General features: G+C 40.9%; 16 protein-coding genes, 2 rRNA genes and 1 other annotated feature. All 18 genes read left to right on the top strand.

Features of this window, described 5'->3' with window-relative positions:
* Positions 1-124 (top strand): 23S ribosomal RNA (locus PQ578_RS21145); the annotation flags it as partial.
* A gap of 92 nt (positions 125-216) precedes the next feature.
* Positions 217-333: ribosomal RNA gene (gene rrf, locus PQ578_RS21140) — 5S ribosomal RNA — on the top strand.
* 585 nt (positions 334-918) lie between these two features.
* The gene (locus PQ578_RS21135; RefSeq protein WP_159780801.1) at positions 919-1,380 is read left to right on the top strand and encodes a CtsR family transcriptional regulator; all 462 of its coding nucleotides are present in this window, start codon (positions 919-921) and stop codon (positions 1,378-1,380) included.
* Positions 1,381-1,417: 37 nt separating this feature from the next.
* Positions 1,418-1,954, top strand: a complete 537-nt coding sequence (gene mcsA / locus PQ578_RS21130; RefSeq protein WP_160921583.1) for a protein-arginine kinase activator protein McsA — start codon at positions 1,418-1,420, stop codon at positions 1,952-1,954.
* Positions 1,954-3,051 (top strand): protein-arginine kinase McsB, encoded by a 1,098-nt coding sequence (gene mcsB, locus PQ578_RS21125; RefSeq protein ID WP_160921581.1) that lies wholly within the window; start codon positions 1,954-1,956, stop codon positions 3,049-3,051. Before mcsA ends, mcsB begins: the two co-directional genes overlap by 1 nt.
* Positions 3,048-5,489 carry an ATP-dependent protease ATP-binding subunit ClpC gene (gene clpC / locus PQ578_RS21120; RefSeq protein WP_224885206.1) on the top strand — a complete coding sequence of 814 codons (2,442 nt, stop codon included), beginning with the start codon at positions 3,048-3,050 and terminating at the stop codon, positions 5,487-5,489. Before mcsB ends, clpC begins: the two co-directional genes overlap by 4 nt.
* A 254-nt stretch (positions 5,490-5,743) precedes the next feature.
* Complete coding sequence (radA, locus tag PQ578_RS21115) at positions 5,744-7,117, top strand: DNA repair protein RadA (RefSeq protein WP_273837055.1); 1,374 nt, start codon at positions 5,744-5,746, stop codon at positions 7,115-7,117.
* A 3-nt stretch (positions 7,118-7,120) separates the two neighbouring features.
* Positions 7,121-8,182: a DNA integrity scanning diadenylate cyclase DisA gene (gene disA, locus PQ578_RS21110; protein WP_098445950.1), complete on the top strand. Its 1,062-nt coding sequence runs from the start codon at positions 7,121-7,123 to the stop codon at positions 8,180-8,182.
* A gap of 160 nt (positions 8,183-8,342) precedes the next feature.
* Positions 8,343-9,440 carry a PIN/TRAM domain-containing protein gene (locus PQ578_RS21105; RefSeq protein ID WP_273837053.1) on the top strand — a complete coding sequence of 366 codons (1,098 nt, stop codon included), beginning with the start codon at positions 8,343-8,345 and terminating at the stop codon, positions 9,438-9,440.
* A 25-nt stretch (positions 9,441-9,465) separates the two neighbouring features.
* Positions 9,466-10,158 carry a 2-C-methyl-D-erythritol 4-phosphate cytidylyltransferase gene (gene ispD / locus PQ578_RS21100; RefSeq protein ID WP_273837052.1) on the top strand — a complete coding sequence of 231 codons (693 nt, stop codon included), beginning with the start codon at positions 9,466-9,468 and terminating at the stop codon, positions 10,156-10,158.
* Positions 10,155-10,631, top strand: coding sequence for a 2-C-methyl-D-erythritol 2,4-cyclodiphosphate synthase (ispF, locus tag PQ578_RS21095; RefSeq protein ID WP_273837050.1), 477 nt, complete (start codon positions 10,155-10,157; stop codon positions 10,629-10,631). The genes ispD and ispF overlap by 4 nt, the downstream gene beginning before the upstream one ends.
* A gap of 68 nt (positions 10,632-10,699) precedes the next feature.
* Complete coding sequence (gltX, locus tag PQ578_RS21090) at positions 10,700-12,169, top strand: glutamate--tRNA ligase (RefSeq protein WP_160921573.1); 1,470 nt, start codon at positions 10,700-10,702, stop codon at positions 12,167-12,169.
* Between the two features lie 13 nt (positions 12,170-12,182).
* Positions 12,183-12,406: a binding site (T-box leader), on the top strand.
* A 105-nt stretch (positions 12,407-12,511) separates the two neighbouring features.
* Complete coding sequence (gene cysE / locus PQ578_RS21085; protein ID WP_273837049.1) at positions 12,512-13,168, top strand: serine O-acetyltransferase; 657 nt, start codon at positions 12,512-12,514, stop codon at positions 13,166-13,168.
* Entirely contained in the window at positions 13,158-14,558 is a 1,401-nt protein-coding gene (cysS, locus tag PQ578_RS21080; protein ID WP_273837048.1) for a cysteine--tRNA ligase, read from the top strand. The genes cysE and cysS overlap by 11 nt, the downstream gene beginning before the upstream one ends.
* A gap of 3 nt (positions 14,559-14,561) precedes the next feature.
* On the top strand, positions 14,562-14,972 hold the full coding sequence (locus PQ578_RS21075) for a Mini-ribonuclease 3 (protein ID WP_160921567.1): 411 nt from the start codon (positions 14,562-14,564) through the stop codon (positions 14,970-14,972).
* A 1-nt stretch (position 14,973) separates the two neighbouring features.
* Complete coding sequence (gene rlmB, locus PQ578_RS21070; RefSeq protein WP_273837047.1) at positions 14,974-15,720, top strand: 23S rRNA (guanosine(2251)-2'-O)-methyltransferase RlmB; 747 nt, start codon at positions 14,974-14,976, stop codon at positions 15,718-15,720.
* Between the two features lie 3 nt (positions 15,721-15,723).
* Entirely contained in the window at positions 15,724-16,233 is a 510-nt protein-coding gene (locus PQ578_RS21065) for an NYN domain-containing protein (RefSeq protein ID WP_273837046.1), read from the top strand.
* Between the two features lie 136 nt (positions 16,234-16,369).
* Entirely contained in the window at positions 16,370-16,999 is a 630-nt protein-coding gene (gene sigH, locus PQ578_RS21060; RefSeq protein WP_098446597.1) for an RNA polymerase sporulation sigma factor SigH, read from the top strand.
* Positions 17,000-17,106: the final 107 nt, after the last annotated feature.

The raw sequence follows: 17,106 nt of genomic DNA, 5'->3' as shown, positions 1-17,106 counted from the left end.
GATGAGATTTCCCACAGCATTAAGCTGGTAAGATCCCTTAGAGATGATGAGGTAGATAGGTTCGGGGTGGAAGCGTGGCAACACGTGGAGCTGACGAATACTAATCGATCGAGGGCTTAACCTAAAACAAAAGTGATGTGAGCTTGTCTCACTAAACTTGATATTATTGGAATACGTTGTGCGTGCTATCTAGTTTTCAGGGAATACCCTGTAAAGTCTAGTGACGATGGCGAAGAGGTCACACCCGTTCCCATGCCGAACACGGAAGTTAAGCTCTTCAGCGCCGATGGTAGTTGGGGGATCTCCCCCTGCAAGAGTAGGACGTCGCTGGGCAATGATGAAAGGCGAGAGACCAAATGGTTTCTCGCTTTTTTTGTATGGTTTTATGGATGAGTTTTCACTGACTCAAATCCCTTATTCAAAACCTTTGCGGTATAACTATGCTCCTTCTTCAAATCTCTTTCGAACCTATCAAATTATAAGGAGTAAATGGTATTTTGGAATCTCCTATTAAATCACAATTCTCAGAGGTTCTCAGACGAACAAATTGACATTTATTAATCATTAAACTCCAATTTGATACCTCACTTTTAGGGATAGTAAGAAATGAAATTATTCGTCCGCAACACATTCTCAAAAGAGAGATTAGCTAGTAGTTGGAAAGGGTACAAACTACAAACGAATAAATGAGGGACTGGTAAATTATTAGCACACGCTAACTACCTTTTATAAACGTTCTTACTTCGTATAAAAAAGTAAAAAGTAAAGAAATAAAGAGTCTTGAATTTCACATAAATGGAAAAGCTTAAAAAGACATGTGATAGGCTTGTTACTTTGCAATATACACTAAACACGTTATAATATATTCAACGTCAAATATAGTCAAAGTCAGTATGGGGACGGAGAGGAGGGAACCCAGTGAGGAATGTTTCCGATATTATTGAAGCCTATTTAAAGAAAATTTTAATGGTTGATGGAAGGGATGCTGTTGAGATAAAACGAAGTGAAATAGCAGATAAGTTTCAATGCGTTCCCTCACAAATTAATTACGTCATCAATACTCGCTTTACGATTGAAAAAGGGTATATTGTGGAAAGTAAAAGAGGTGGAGGGGGTTATATACGGATTGTTAAAGTTAAGCCCGAAACCCACGCTGATTTAATTGATGAAATGCTCCAGATTGTCAAAAATCAAGTTCCACAAGTCGTTTCAGAAAATATTATCCTTCGTTTACTCGAAGAAGAGGTTATTTCAGAACGAGAAGCGAAGTTAATGTTAAGCGTACTAGATCGTACAGTGATTACAATAGAGCTACCGTTAAGAGATCACTTGCGTGCGAATATGTTGCGTGCAATGCTTATTGCTTTAAAATATAAATAATATTATTACGATAAGGGTAGATAAGGAGGGTTGCCCTATGACTTGTCAGGAATGTGGTGAGCGCCCTGCCACGCTTCATTTCACCAAAATTATAAATGGTGAAAAAACAGAAACTCACATTTGTGAAAAGTGTGCAAAAGAAAAAGGTGAGGTAGAGCCAGGCACTAACCATTTTTCTATCCATAACTTATTATCGGGATTACTAAATTTTGAAACTCCTATTGGCGAGAGCCAGGCGCAGTCTTTTTATAAACCGGAGCCAAGTCACTGTCCTAAATGTGGCTTAACTTATCAGCAGTTTACGAAGATTGGTCGTTTTGGCTGTTCAGATTGTTATAAAACATTTTCCGATAAACTTGATCCTATACTTAAGAAAGTTCATGGAGGCAATACGATTCATTCTGGGAAAATCCCTAAACGAGCTGGCGCAGCAATAGAAATGGAGCGCAAAGTTCAAAATTTAAGAAACAAAATGAAAGAGTATATTGAACATGAGGAATTCGAGAAAGCTGCAGAAACGAGAGATTTGATTCGTTCCCTTGAAGACAAAAGTTCATCGGAAGGGGGAGAATAATGTCACTTCAGCATTTTATCAGCGAGGCTGTGAGCCCCTGGATGAAAAACGAAGGTCCTGACTCAGATATTGTAATGAGTAGCCGCGTAAGGTTTGCACGTAATTTAAAGAATTACGTCTTCCCTATTCTTTCTAATCGTGAGCATAACCTAGAGGTTATTGAAGAAGTAAGAGGTCAATTTACTGACATACCAGACGATCAAGTAGGGCAGCTGGAGTTAATCGAAATGGATGATTTAAAGCCTATCGAAAAACGGGTCCTTGTAGAAAAGCACCTTATTAGCCCTAACCTTATCGAACACTCCAAAAATGGAGCTGTACTTTTGAGTGAGAACGAAACGGTTAGCATTATGATTAATGAAGAAGATCATTTTCGTATTCAGTGTCTAGTAGCTGGGTTTGAACTTAAAAAAGCTTTGTCGCTAGCCAATTCTCTTGATAATTGGATTGAAGAAAAAGTGGATTATGCTTTCGATGAAAGAAAAGGTTACTTAACTAGTTGCCCGACAAATGTAGGAACTGGAATGCGGGCATCTGTGATGTTGCATCTTCCCGCCCTTGTCTTAACACAGCAGTTAAATCATATTATTCCAGCTATTAATCAGCTGGGACTCGTGGTAAGAGGTAGTTATGGTGAGGGAAGCGAAGCCCTGGGTAACATCTTTCAAATATCAAATCAAATTACACTTGGTAAGACTGAAGATGACATTATCGAAGACCTACAAGGTGTAGTTAGGCAAGTTATTGAAAAGGAAAGAGCTGCTAGACGTGCCCTTCTTGATAATTCCAGAATTGAATTAGAAGATCGGATTTATCGAGCACTTGGTGTCCTACAGAATAGTAGGATCATTCAATCAAAAGAGGCGGCTAAATGTTTATCAGATGTGAGACTTGGGATTGATTTAGGTCTTGTTAAAGGATTATCTAAATCAATCTTGAATGAATTGCTTATCCTTACTCAACCAGGCTTCTTACAACAGTATGCTGGGGCGAGTCTAACCCCTACAGAGCGAGACATTAAACGTGCTACTTTAATTAGAGAACGACTTGAACTTGAAGATCAACTAACGAAGAATGTGGAGGGTGATGAACAATGATGTTTGGACGATTTACAGAACGTGCCCAGAAAGTACTTGCATTAGCACAAGAAGAGGCAATCCGACTTGGTCATAATAACGTTGGAACTGAACATATCCTACTTGGCTTGATTCGCGAAGGGGAAGGCATTGCTGCTAAAGCTTTAACAGCTCTTGGGCTGGGCTCAGAAAAGATTCAAAAAGAAGTAGAGAAGTTGATTGGGCGTGGACAGGATTCTGTTCAATCTATTCACTATACGCCAAGAGCTAAGAAAGTTATCGAGCTATCAATGGATGAAGCACGTAAGCTAAGCCATTCCTATGTTGGAACTGAGCATATCCTACTTGGTCTTATTCGTGAAGGAGAAGGTGTTGCAGCTCGTGTTCTTAACAACCTTGGTGTCAGCTTGAATAAAGCACGTCAACAGGTTCTTCAGTTGCTTGGAAGCAATGAAAGTTCTTCTTCTAGTCATCAGGGTGGTGGAGCAAGTGCCAATACGCCAACGCTCGATAGCCTAGCAAGAGACCTTACTGTCATAGCACGAGACAATGGTTTAGACCCTGTTATTGGCCGAAGCAAAGAAATTGAGCGAGTGATTGAAGTGCTTAGCCGACGGACGAAAAACAATCCGGTTCTTATTGGTGAGCCCGGTGTAGGTAAGACAGCAATTGCTGAGGGCCTTGCGCAGCAAATTATTAATAATGAAGTACCTGAGACTCTCCGTGATAAGCGTGTCATGACGCTTGATATGGGTACTGTAGTAGCCGGAACGAAATACCGTGGTGAATTCGAAGATCGTTTAAAGAAAGTAATGGATGAAATTCGTCAGGCAGGCAATATCATTTTATTCATTGATGAACTTCATACGCTAATTGGAGCTGGTGGGGCAGAAGGTGCAATTGATGCATCGAACATTCTCAAGCCGGCACTAGCAAGAGGGGAGCTTCAATGTATTGGTGCGACAACACTTGACGAGTATCGTAAATATATTGAGAAGGATGCGGCACTTGAAAGACGTTTCCAACCAATACAGGTAAATGAACCGACAAGTGATGAATCGGCCCTTATCTTAAAAGGTCTACGTGATCGTTATGAAGCCCATCACCGCGTTACAATTACAGATGATGCTATTGAGGCTGCTGTAAAGCTTTCAGATCGTTATATTTCAGATCGTTTTCTACCAGATAAAGCGATTGACTTAATTGACGAAGCTGCTTCGAAAGTTCGTCTACGTTCTTATACAGCACCACCGAATTTGAAAGAGCTTGATAAGAAGCTGGAAGAAGTTCGAAAAGAAAAAGATGCTGCTGTTCAAAGTCAAGAATTTGAGAAAGCCGCTTCTCTTCGGGACTCCGAGCAACGCTTACGTGAGCAGCTTGAGCAAACGAAGAAAGAGTGGAAAGAAAAGCAAGGCAAAGAGAATCAAGAAGTTACGCCAGAAGATATTGCGATTGTCGTGGCCAATTGGACCGGAATCCCGGTTTCCAAACTAGAAGAGCAGGAAACAGAGCGACTATTGAAGATGGAAGAAATTCTTCATAATCGTCTGATCGGTCAAGAAGAAGCAGTTAAATCTATTTCAAAAGCAGTTCGACGTGCTCGTGCTGGTCTTAAGGATCCTAAACGTCCAATTGGTTCATTCATCTTCCTTGGACCAACTGGTGTAGGTAAGACGGAACTCGCTCGTGCAGTTGCTGAAACGCTATTCGGTGAAGAAGATTCTGTAATCCGCATTGATATGTCTGAGTACATGGAGAAACACTCAACGTCACGCCTTGTTGGTTCACCTCCAGGATATGTTGGATATGAAGAAGGCGGTCAGTTAACTGAGAAGGTAAGACGCAAACCTTATTCTGTTATCTTGCTAGATGAGATTGAAAAAGCACATCCAGACGTGTTTAATATTCTATTACAAGTGCTAGAAGATGGACGATTGACTGATTCTAAAGGGCGCGTAGTTGATTTCCGCAATACAGTAGTCATTATGACGTCAAACGTTGGGGCTAGCACGCTTAAGCGCAATAAATATGTTGGGTTCTCAACAGGATCTGAAGGTCAAGAATATAGTGATATGAAAGGTAAAGTGATGGATGATCTTAAGAAGACTTTCCGTCCGGAGTTCTTGAATCGTATTGATGAGACGATCGTATTCCATTCCCTTGAAAAGAAACACTTGAAAGAAATCATAGTCCTAATGGCCAACCAACTTAAGGCTCGGCTATCTGACCATGGAATTGATTTTGAACTAACTGACCCTGCCCTTGAGAAAATTTCTGAAGAAGGCTATGATCCAGAATATGGAGCTCGACCGCTTAGAAGAGCTCTACAGCGCCATATTGAAGATCGTCTTTCTGAAGAATTGTTAAAAGGAAATATTGAAAAAGGTCAGCGAGTGAAGATTGATTACAAAGAGAATGATTTTGTTGTCGAAACGCTTTCTGAAGCAACATCATCATAAGAAATTCAACCGGAAGTTTTATCTTCCGGTTTTTTTCTATTTGAGGAGTGGTTTGCTTCACTTAAGGGAAAGGTAATGTGATTAGAATTTTATTGATCTTTTTTGAGAAGTTCATACTCTTCAATTTAAAGGTGATTCACAGAATCTATGGAACTTTTGTAAACGGCTGATCGTTATGAGTTCATAGGAACTTATAAGGTGTGATAAAATAAATGTAGGGAATTTGTTCGGTTAATTGAAAGTGAGGATATTAGATGGCGAAGAAAAAAACGAAATTTATGTGTCAGGATTGCGGCTATGAATCTCCAAAATGGATGGGGAAATGTCCAGGATGTCATCAATGGAACACGATGGTAGAAGAAATGGTTCCAGGGGATAACGATCGTAGACGTTTTGTTACTTCAAGCAATGAAACGGCGAGCAAACCTACATCTATTAGAAGTATCCAAAAAGAAATGGAGCCTAGAATACTAACCCAAATCACGGAACTTGATCGTGTATTAGGCGGTGGTGTCGTTCCAGGTTCACTCGTTCTTGTTGGGGGTGATCCGGGGATTGGTAAATCAACGCTCTTGTTACAAACATCTTCGAAGTTGGCTGATCAGGATCACCCCGTTCTGTACATCTCTGGTGAGGAGTCGGTAAAGCAAACGAAGCTTCGTGCAGATCGCTTAGGTGTTGATGCGGAAAAATTATTTGTATTAGCGGAGACGGATCTTGAGTATATTAGTAAAGCGATTGAAGAAATAAACCCGCAACTTGTCATTATCGACTCAATCCAAACGATTTTCAGATCAGAAGTTACATCTGCTCCGGGTAGTGTTTCTCAAGTTCGTGAATGTACTTCACAACTTATGCGTATAGCTAAAACAAAGGGAATTGCAGTTTTTATTGTGGGGCATGTAACAAAAGAAGGGTCGATTGCGGGTCCGAGACTTTTAGAACATATGGTAGATGCGGTGCTTTACTTTGAGGGAGAGCGTCACCACACCTTTCGGATTCTTCGCGGCGTAAAAAACCGCTTTGGATCGACAAATGAAATAGGTGTTTTTGAGATGAAGGAAGAGGGTCTTGAAGAAGTACTTAATCCTTCTGAAATTTTTCTAGAAGAACGATCTTCTGGTTCTGCAGGATCAACGGTTGTTGCATCTATGGAGGGAACGCGAACTGTTCTTGTTGAAATACAAGCACTAATATCACCTACTAGCTTTGGAAATCCACGTAGAACGGCAACAGGTATTGATCATAACCGAGTATCGTTACTAATGGCAGTTCTTGAGAAAAGAGTAGGTCTTCTTTTGCAAAACCAGGATGCTTATTTGAATGTGGCTGGTGGTGTAAGACTTGATGAGCCTGCAATTGACCTTGCTATAGCTGTTTCCATTGCTTCAAGTTTTAGAGACAAACCAACACGTCCTTCTGACATAGTAGTAGGTGAAATTGGATTGACTGGAGAAATTAGACGAGTCTCTCGTATTGAACAACGAGTCATCGAAGCCGCCAAACTAGGTTTTGAACGGGCTATTATTCCAAAGAAGAACATAGGTGGATGGACTTTTCCCGAAGGTATTCAGGTAATCGGTGTTCAAACAGTAGACGAAGCATTAAATGAAGCGCTAGGAGGGTAGAAGATGGAGATCGATAAGCAGCAGGAAATTATAAATGGCATATTAAAAATCGTTGCGCCAGGTACGCAATTAAGGCATGGGATCGATAATATTCTACGCGCGAATACCGGTGGCCTTATTGTTGTAGGATATGATGGTAAGTTGCAAGAAATTGTTGATGGAGGCTTCTCAATTGAGTGTCGCTTCACCCCTGCTTATTTGTATGAATTAGCAAAAATGGACGGGGCGATTATATTAAACAAAGAAGCCTCCAAAATATTATATGCAAATACACAATTAATTCCAGAAACCTCTATTCCATCAACAGAGACCGGAATTCGTCATCGAACTGCAGAGCGGGTTGCCAAGCAAACAGGTAATCTAGTGATTTCGATCTCACAGCGTCGTAACGTCATTACGCTTTATCAGGGAAATATTCGCTATTCATTAAAAGAAATTGGCGTTATTCTGACAAAAGCCAATCAAGCGATGCAAACGTTAGAGAAATACAAATCAGTTCTAGATCAGGGGATTACAGACCTCGGTGCTCTTGAGTTTGAAGAACTTGTCACGCTTCAAGAAGTAGCACAGGTGATTCACCGCATTGAAATGGTGTTACGCATTAAGAAAGAGATTCTTAATTACATTAACGAGTTAGGGACAGAAGGACGATTAATTAGCATGCAGATGGAAGAGCTTGTATCTAATCTTGAGTCAGAGGCAAAGTGGCTGATTGGCGATTATGTGAAGGACGTTGATGAATCTCCTGCTGATGTAATGAAACGTTTGAAGAGGCTCTCAAGTGATGATTTGCTAGAAGAAAACGCGATAATGAAGATTCTTGGTTACCAGGATCAGAATGAGAATGTTACTCCAAGAGGTTACCGGATTCTGCATAAAATTCCAAGGTTACCATCTAACATTATTGAAAATTTGGTCGATAGTTTTGATAACCTAAATGCGATTTCGAAAGCTTCGATCGAGGAATTGGATCATGTGGATGGAATCGGAGCTATTCGAGCCAAGAAAATAAAAGATGGACTAAAGCGAATTCAAGAACAACTCTTTGTAGATCGCCATATATAGGGCTGTGAAATAGACATTCCATAGGGGGTGTGCTACTCTATAATTAATTTATAGTCATGCAAGCCAACCTATAATCATACTATAAAATTCGTAAACTTCAAGGAATGACGTTTCAATTTTGAGAAATTGTTTATAATGTTAAAAGGAGGTGAAAACGTCAATGATAAAGTGGATTGTACAGTTGTTTTTTATCATTTTAGGCGGAGCACTGGGATTAGTATACTTACCAGATTTAATACAATTACTCAATATAGGGGATCTTCCATCAGTTTTTAGCAACTCTTATGCAGGTGCTGTCATTGGAGCGGTACTGTTCTTTCTAGCAACATTTTGGATAACAGATTATATTGTGGATTTTATTCGAATTATTGAAGAAAAGGTAGTTAAAGCACCTGTTGGAGACGTACTATTTGGGGCAATTGGACTGATTATTGGACTTATAATTGCATTTTTACTAACTGTACCTCTGGCTGAGATTAACTTTCCGGTTGTTAGTAACATTCTGCCGATTTTCATTACGATCCTTTTAGGGTATTTTGGATTCCAGGTTGGGTTTAAAAAGCGCGATGAGCTTATTAACCTTTTCTCCAACACCAAAGGCAAGGATAAGAAAAAAGATTCGGATGAGGATGAGATTGATTCTGGATCATCTAAATTAAAGATCCTTGATACAAGTGTCATTATTGATGGAAGAATTGCGGACATATGTCAGACTGGGTTTCTTGAAGGCACATTAGTCATTCCCCAATTTGTCCTTGAGGAACTTCAACATATTGCTGACTCGTCAGACGTTTTAAAACGTAATCGAGGTCGTCGTGGCCTTGATATTTTGAACAAAATACAAAAAGAACTAGAAATAAACGTTGAAATCTATGAAGGTGATTTTGAAGAAATTCAAGAAGTAGATAGTAAACTTGTGAAGCTCGCCAAGCTTGTCAATGGCATGGTTGTTACAAACGATTTTAACTTAAACAAAGTATGCGAACTGCAAAAAGTTCAAGTTTTGAATATCAATGATTTAGCCAATGCGGTTAAGCCGGTAGTGCTTCCTGGGGAAGAGCTTAATGTGCAAGTTATAAAAGATGGAAAAGAATACAATCAGGGCGTTGCGTATCTAGATGATGGTACAATGATTGTTGTAGAAGAAGGTAGAAACTATATAGGCAAAACGATTGATGTTCTTGTAACGAGCGTGTTGCAAACATCAGCAGGGCGAATGATATTTGCGAAGCCCAAGCTACTTGAGAAAGCACTTTAAGCGATAGACAACGGGGGTTCTAGCTTTGAAGTATTCAGTAGTCATTCCTGCGGCTGGTCAAGGTAAACGGATGAACGCGGGAAAAAACAAACAATTTATTATGCTTGAAGGAAAACCGATTATCGTTCATACGATGTCGGTTTTTCAAAGTGATCCACAGTGTGAAGAAATTGTGCTTGCTATTAATGAGCGGGAGCACGACGACTTTCGGTCACTTATCGAAGAATATGGTTTAACGAAAGTAAGTCACGTAGTAACAGGTGGGCGTGAGCGGCAACAAAGTGTTTATGAAGGGCTAAAAGCCTTGCAGGGAGAAAAGATCGTGTTAATTCACGACGGAGCGCGACCGTTTTTTTCACATGAAGTTGCAAACAAAGTGGCGCTGGCAGCAGCGAATTATGACGGAGCTATTGTCGCTGTTCCGGTTAAAGATACAGTGAAGCAGGTAGATCAATTACAAGTAAAGAGAACAATTGATCGCTCAAGCTTGTGGGCTGTTCAAACGCCACAGGCTTTTCGTCTATCTGTGATTAAGGATGTCCATCAATGGGCGGAAGAGAATGACGTGATTGGAACCGATGATGCAAGTCTAGTAGAAATGAATGGACAAGCGGTGCATGTTATTGAGGGTGACTATTGGAACGTGAAATTAACAACACCTGAAGACTTAATCTTTGCTAGAGCGATATTGCGAGAGAAGAAGGAGAGTGGCATTTGATGCGAGTAGGGCATGGTTTTGATGTACATAAATTAGTAGAAGGACGTCCGTGTATTATTGGAGGAGTGACAATTCCGTTTGAGAAGGGTTTACTTGGACATTCCGATGCCGACGTTCTTCTTCATTCCGTTGCAGATGCTTGTCTGGGTGCAATTGGAGAAGGCGATATAGGGAAGCATTTTCCGGATACAGATGAGGCATTTAAAGATGCTGATTCCAAGGAACTCCTTCGTCATGTGTATGGCATTGTAAAAGAAAAGGGATTTGTACTAGGAAACGTGGATGGTACGATTATTGCTCAGCTTCCGAAAATGGCGCCTCACATTTCAGCGATGCGTGAAGTGATTGCTGAATTACTTGAGGCAGACATAAGTCAGGTGAATGTGAAGGCAACAACTTCTGAGAAGCTAGGCTTTACGGGTAGAGGAGAAGGAATTGCGGCTGAAGTAATTGTGTTGCTTCAAAAAGCTTGACCGATAATTTGACTCTAATGGTAAAATAATAAGACAGTTGAAGATAATAACTAATGGTGGTGGATAGAATGGGAAATGAAGTACGTGTACGTTATGCCCCGAGCCCAACGGGTTATTTACATATTGGGAATGCCAGAACGGCGTTATTTAATTATTTATTTGCTAGAAATCAAGGCGGTAAGTTTATTATTCGCATTGAAGATACGGATCAATCTCGTAATGTAGAAGGCGGCGTTGAGAATCAGCTTGATTACTTAAAGTGGCTTGGCATGGATTGGGATGAAAGTATTGATAAAGAGGGCGAGTACGGTCCATATACTCAAATGGAGCGTCTTGACATTTATACTGAGCACACGAAAGAGCTATTGGAAAAAGATCTCGCATATAAATGTTATTGTACAGAAGATGAGCTAGAAGCGGAGCGTGAAGCACAGCGCGCACGTGGAGAAATGCCTCGATACTCTGGGAAATGCCGACACCTAACTCAAGATCAGCGTGAGAAACTAGAAGCAGAAGGTAGAGAGCCGAGCATCCGTTTTGCTGTTCCGCGCGACAAAGAATATGCATTTGATGATATTGTAAAAGACCGCGTATCTTTTGAATCTAATGGAATTGGCGACTTTGTTATTGTTAAGAAAAATGGTATTCCTACTTACAACTATGCGGTGGCGCTAGATGACTATCATATGAAAATTTCTCACGTTTTACGTGGAGATGATCACATTTCAAACACACCGAAACAGCTGATGATTTACGAAGCATTTGGCTTTGAACCACCTAAATTCGGCCATATGACCCTGATCGTTAATGATCAAAAGAAAAAACTTAGTAAGCGAGATAAGTCAATCGTGCAATACATTGAACAGTATCATGACTTAGGTTTCCTTCCAGAAGCGTTATTTAACTTTGTTACTCTTCTTGGTTGGTCTCCTAAAGGAGAAGAGGAACTATTTACAAAAGAACAGCTGGTTGAGATCTTTGATCCAGAACGCTTATCTACTTCTCCAGCGGTTTTTGATTCACAAAAACTTTACTGGATGAATAATCAATATATTAAACAGTCGAGTCTTGAGCGAGTAGTGGAACTTGCGCTTCCACACCTTGTTGAAGCAGGAAGATTCCCGCTTGAAATGACAGATGAGCAAAAAGAATGGGCTAAAGAATTGATTGCTCTCTATCAAGAGCAGCTTCATTACGGCAGAGAAATTGTTGAGCTTACTGAGTTGTTCTTTAAGCAAGAAATTCAGTATAATGAAGAAGCAATGACAGTGTTAAATGAAGAACAAATTCCTGAAGTGATGCAAGGCTTTTTAGATCAACTGAAGGAAGTTGAAGAATTCGAGCCAGCGGCTATTAAATCAGCGATCAAGGCTACTCAAAAGGCAACTGGTCACAAAGGAAAAAAACTATTTATGCCGATTCGTGTTGCTACGACAGGTGAAACGCACGGCCCTGAACTTCCGCAGGCGATTGCCTTGCTTGGAAGAGATGCAGTTAATGCCCGTTTGAATCAAGTTCTTGCGATGAGTAAAGCATAAACGATATAGATGTCTACTAACGTTGAAGAGGAAAAGTAAATCAGTGTAATTCTTTATAGAGAGAGCTGTCTGCGGCTGAAAGCAGCTTAAGAATTCACTCATTGAAATGCCCCTCTGAGTCTTCTTTCGAAAGCCAGCATGGTGATTAGTTAGGAGCGGTGCCCCCGTTATCGGTGATAGGAGCATTTCTTGGAAATGTTCGAAGCAGAGTGGAACCACGCGAAAGGCGTCTCTGTGTGATGAAAACATCACACAGAGACGCCTTTTTTTAGTCCACGGACTTACCTAGACAGTGGAAATTTCAATTTAACCTTATGGGAGTATGAGGAGAGGGGTGAACACATGTGGAAGACGTTGAAGCAGGATATTGATGTCGTATTTGATCAAGATCCTGCAGCGAGAAGTTATTTTGAAGTTATTTTAACTTATGCGGGGCTTCATGCGATCTGGTCTCATCGCGTTGCACACTGGTTTTGGAAAAAGAAATTCTTCTTCCTTGCAAGAGCTGTTTCGCAAATAAGCCGCTTTTTCACAGGTATTGAAATTCATCCAGGCGCAACAATTGGGGAACGTTGTTTTATCGACCATGGTATGGGCGTTGTAATAGGAGAAACGTGTGAAATTGGAAATAATGTAACACTGTTTCAAGGAGTTACCCTCGGTGGTACTGGAAAAGAAAAAGGTAAACGTCATCCAACCCTTGAAGACAATACGCTCGTTGCCACTGGAGCAAAAGTACTTGGATCCATAACGATTGGAGAAAATTCAAAAGTAGGAGCCGGATCAGTTGTACTGCAGGATGTTCCAATCAATTCTACGGTTGTCGGTATTCCTGGAAGAGTCGTTATCCAAAATGGTGTTAAGGTACCTCATCATTTAGATCATCATAAAATGCCTGACCCTGTAGCTGATAAATTTAAACAAATGGAACAAGAAATGCGTGACTTACAAGAAGAAGTTCGAACGTTACGAAAGAGGAGTGAAAACGATGGCGATTAAGCTATATAACACATTGACGCAGAAGAAAGAAACATTTCAACCCATTGAAGAAGGAAAAGTAAGGATGTACGTGTGCGGTCCTACTGTTTATAACTATATACACATTGGTAACGCTCGACCGGCTATCGTCTTTGATGTTGTTCGTCGTTATCTTGAGTATCGAGATTATGATGTCCAGTATGTTTCCAACTTTACGGATGTCGATGATAAGTTAATCCGTGCAGCGAAAGAATTAGGTGACGAGGTGCCAAATGTCGCTGAGCGTTTTATCGCAGCTTATCATGAGGATACGGGAGCACTAGGTGTTAAAAAAGCGGATGAACATCCAAGGGTAACGGAAAACATGCAAGAAATTATCGATTTTATCACCGCTCTTATTGAAAAGAATTACGCCTACGAATCTGAAGGTGATGTGTATTTTAGAACACGTCAATTCGAAGGGTATGGAAAGTTATCTCATCAATCCATTGATGAACTTAAGTTGGGATCTCGTATTGTAGTTGGTGAAAAGAAAGAAGATCCGCTTGATTTTACTTTGTGGAAAGCGGCTAAAGAAGGTGAGATCTCCTGGGCAAGTCCGTGGGGAAATGGTCGACCAGGCTGGCATATTGAATGCTCTGCAATGGCGAAGAAATATTTAGGAGATACGATTGATATTCATGCCGGCGGAAAAGACCTTGCATTCCCACACCATGAGAACGAAGTGGCGCAAACTGAAGCCTTAACGGGTCATCCTTTTGCGAATTACTGGCTGCATAATGGGTATATCAATATTAATAACGAGAAAATGTCCAAATCACTCGGTAATTTTGTGCTCGTTCATGATTTGATAAAACAACATGATCCTGAAGCCATTCGATTCTTTATGTTGTCTGTTCATTATCGCAATCCCATTAACTTCGATCATGAACTTTTAGCAAGTGCAAAAACAGGGTTGGATCGCATTAAGGATACAGTGGAGAACTTAGAGCACCGCCTGTTAAATAGCGCAGATCTTGCTGAAGATATTCAGGACTGGAAAGAGAAAATTGAGGACTATCGAAAGCGCTTTGTAACAGAGATGGACGATGATTTTAATACAGCTAATGCGATTTCCATTTTATTTGAACTCTCAAAAGAAGCAAATCTATACCTCCAAGGAACGAATTCTTCCAAGGAAGTACTTGAACAATTTATGGAACGTTTTGCTGATTTTGGGTCAGTTCTTGGTATTACCTTTAAACAGGAAAAGGCACTTTTAGATGAAGATATTGACCAGCTGATTGAAGAACGAAATGAAGCTAGAATACAGCGTAATTTCAGTAGAGCAGACGAAATTCGCGATGAATTGAAAGAGCAGGGAATACTTCTTGAGGATACTCCTCAGGGCGTTCGCTGGAAAAGGATGTAGCCTATGAAGGAAATTGATGTAAAGCAATTAAATTCTCTTGCGCTTGCGTATATGGGTGACTCTGTCATTGAGATTAATGTGCGGAAGCGGTTGTTATCTCTTGGGCACATTCGCCCGAATCAGCTGCACCGCACAGCAACAACGTACGTTTCTGCTAAAGCGCAGGCTGCTTTTCTTCACCACGTACTGAAGCAAGAGTGGTTATCGGAAGAGGAAGCTGGTGTTGTCCGCAGAGGACGTAATGCAAAATCAGGAACGGTACCTAAGAATACGAGTGTAAGTACGTACAAATATTCGACTGCTCTTGAAGCGTTGTTTGGTTACCACTACCTACAGGGAAATGAACGAAGAGTCGATGAACTTTTGGAGAAGCTTTTTGAATTTGTAGAACAACCGAAGAAAGAAGTGAAGTGAGATGGATAAAGAATTTATTGTAGGACGGAACTCTGTTCTTGAAGCGCTGCGATCAGGACATGAAATCAACAAGATTTGGATTAATGAAGGGTCTCAAAAAGGCCCCCTTCAAAATTTGATACAAAAAGCCAAAGAGCAAAATGTGCTGGTTCAGTTTGTACCTAAGCGAAAGCTTGAACAATTATCTGGCGAAAGTAACCACCAGGGCGTAGTCGCTTCTATCGCTGCTTATGAATACGCTGACCTGGACGATTTATTCAAAAAAGCCGAAGAGTCAGGAGAAGCACCTTTTTTCCTACTATTAGATGAGATTGAAGATCCTCATAACCTCGGTTCTATCTTAAGAACAGCTGATTCAGCAGGAGCGCATGGCGTTATTATTCCGAAAAGGAGAGCGGTTGGCTTAACATCTACAGTAGCTAAATCCTCAACAGGAGCTATAGAGTATATTCCTGTTGCACGCGTAACGAACCTTGCTAGAACGATGGATGATTTAAAGGAGCGGGGGATCTGGTTTGTGGGTACAGATGCGCAAGGTGGACAAGATTATCGCCAGGCGGATTATGACATGGGAATTGGACTTGTTATTGGAAGTGAAGGAAAGGGAATGGGTCGTCTGATTAAAGATAAATGCGACTTCCTAGTAAGCCTTCCAATGGCTGGAAAAGTAACCTCGCTCAATGCTTCGGTTGCCGCAGGATTAATGATGTATGAGGTTTATCGACAACGTCATCCTCTGGGGGAGTAAAACATGGACGTGCTGTTAGTTGATGGATACAACATAATCGGGGCGTGGCCGGAATTAAGATCGTTGAAAGAAAGTGACTTTAGTAAGGCTCGTGAGCTATTGATCGAGAAAATGGCCGAGTATCAAGCTTATACCGGATATCGGGTGATCGTCGTTTTTGACGCTCACCTCTCCCCCGGTATTGAAAAACGTCATAGTCAGTATCGAGTCGAAGTGATCTATACGAGGGAAAATGAGACAGCGGATGAGCGGATTGAGAAGATGGCAAGAGAACTCAAAGGAATACGCACCCAAATTCATGTTGCAACGTCAGATTATACCGAGCAATGGGCCATTTTTGGACAGGGAGCCTTAAGGAAATCAGCCCGTGAGCTTTACAATGAAATGCAGGGAATTGAAAAAGGGATCGAAAAAAGTGTCCACACTGAAAATCGGAGAAACCGTTCGCCAGGCCTGCATTTATCAGAAGAAATTAGCGAAATATTTGAAAAATGGCGAAGAGGTGGTAAATAAGCGGTTGACGATTTTTCGACACGTACTGTATAATATTTCTATATAGCGTACTGGTCGGGGGGAACGCATATTGAGTACAGTAGACCTCAAAGAAAGCACGGTAAATCAAGAACAACAGTCAGTAGACCCAAGACACCTGGAACACGTAGCATTCGATCAACTTGATGATGAACTGCTCGTCATCATGGTTCATGAAGGTCACAGTAGAGCGTTGGAACATTTGATTACGAAGTACAAAAATTTCGTACGCGCTAAAGCGAGGTCATATTTTCTCATTGGAGCAGATCGCGAAGACATCATCCAAGAAGGAATGATCGGTCTGTACAAAGCAATTCGTGATTTTAGAGGGGACAAGTTCTCATCTTTTAAAGCGTTTGCCGAACTGTGCATCACCCGGCAGATGATTACAGCTATTAAAACCGCCACAAGACAAAAGCATATTCCGCTGAATTCTTACGTATCACTTGATAAGCCAATCTATGATGAAGAGTCAGATCGGACATTGCTAGACGTCATATGCGGAACCAAAGTGACAGATCCTGAAGAATTGATTATTAATCAGGAAGAATTTGATGACATCGAACTTAAAATGTCTGAAATTTTAAGCGATTTAGAGAGAAAAGTGCTTATGCTTTATCTCGATGGACGTTCTTATCAAGAAATATCGGTTGATTTAAATCGACACGTTAAGTCAATTGATAACGCTCTACAGCGGGTGAAACGTAAGTTAGAGCGTTATCTAGAACTGCGGGAAGTCAGCCTTTAATATGGACAAACCTATTAGAAATATTGGGAGAGAGTAGGGCGAGGTCCCTACTCTCTTTCTGTGTTAGCCTCTCTTGGCCTTTATTGACATGCCGAAACGGGCTATGA

The sequence above is a fragment of the Guptibacillus sedimenti genome (assembly GCF_028610665.1).
Taxonomy (GTDB): Bacteria; Bacillota; Bacilli; order Bacillales; family Guptibacillaceae; genus Guptibacillus; species Guptibacillus sedimenti.
Note: the sequence above shows the minus strand (reverse complement) of the source record. Positions and strands in the feature narration are given on the sequence as shown.

Coding starts and splice junctions, on each gene's coding strand:
- mcsA (WP_160921583.1), top strand. CDS start 1,418: ATGACTTGTCAGGAATGTGGTGAGCGCCCTGCCACGCTTCATTTCACC.
- mcsB (WP_160921581.1), top strand. CDS start 1,954: ATGTCACTTCAGCATTTTATCAGCGAGGCTGTGAGCCCCTGGATGAAA.
- clpC (WP_224885206.1), top strand. CDS start 3,048: ATGATGTTTGGACGATTTACAGAACGTGCCCAGAAAGTACTTGCATTA.
- radA (WP_273837055.1), top strand. CDS start 5,744: ATGGCGAAGAAAAAAACGAAATTTATGTGTCAGGATTGCGGCTATGAA.
- disA (WP_098445950.1), top strand. CDS start 7,121: ATGGAGATCGATAAGCAGCAGGAAATTATAAATGGCATATTAAAAATC.
- PQ578_RS21105 (WP_273837053.1), top strand. CDS start 8,343: ATGATAAAGTGGATTGTACAGTTGTTTTTTATCATTTTAGGCGGAGCA.
- gltX (WP_160921573.1), top strand. CDS start 10,700: ATGGGAAATGAAGTACGTGTACGTTATGCCCCGAGCCCAACGGGTTAT.
- cysE (WP_273837049.1), top strand. CDS start 12,512: ATGTGGAAGACGTTGAAGCAGGATATTGATGTCGTATTTGATCAAGAT.
- cysS (WP_273837048.1), top strand. CDS start 13,158: ATGGCGATTAAGCTATATAACACATTGACGCAGAAGAAAGAAACATTT.
- PQ578_RS21075 (WP_160921567.1), top strand. CDS start 14,562: ATGAAGGAAATTGATGTAAAGCAATTAAATTCTCTTGCGCTTGCGTAT.
- rlmB (WP_273837047.1), top strand. CDS start 14,974: ATGGATAAAGAATTTATTGTAGGACGGAACTCTGTTCTTGAAGCGCTG.
- PQ578_RS21065 (WP_273837046.1), top strand. CDS start 15,724: ATGGACGTGCTGTTAGTTGATGGATACAACATAATCGGGGCGTGGCCG.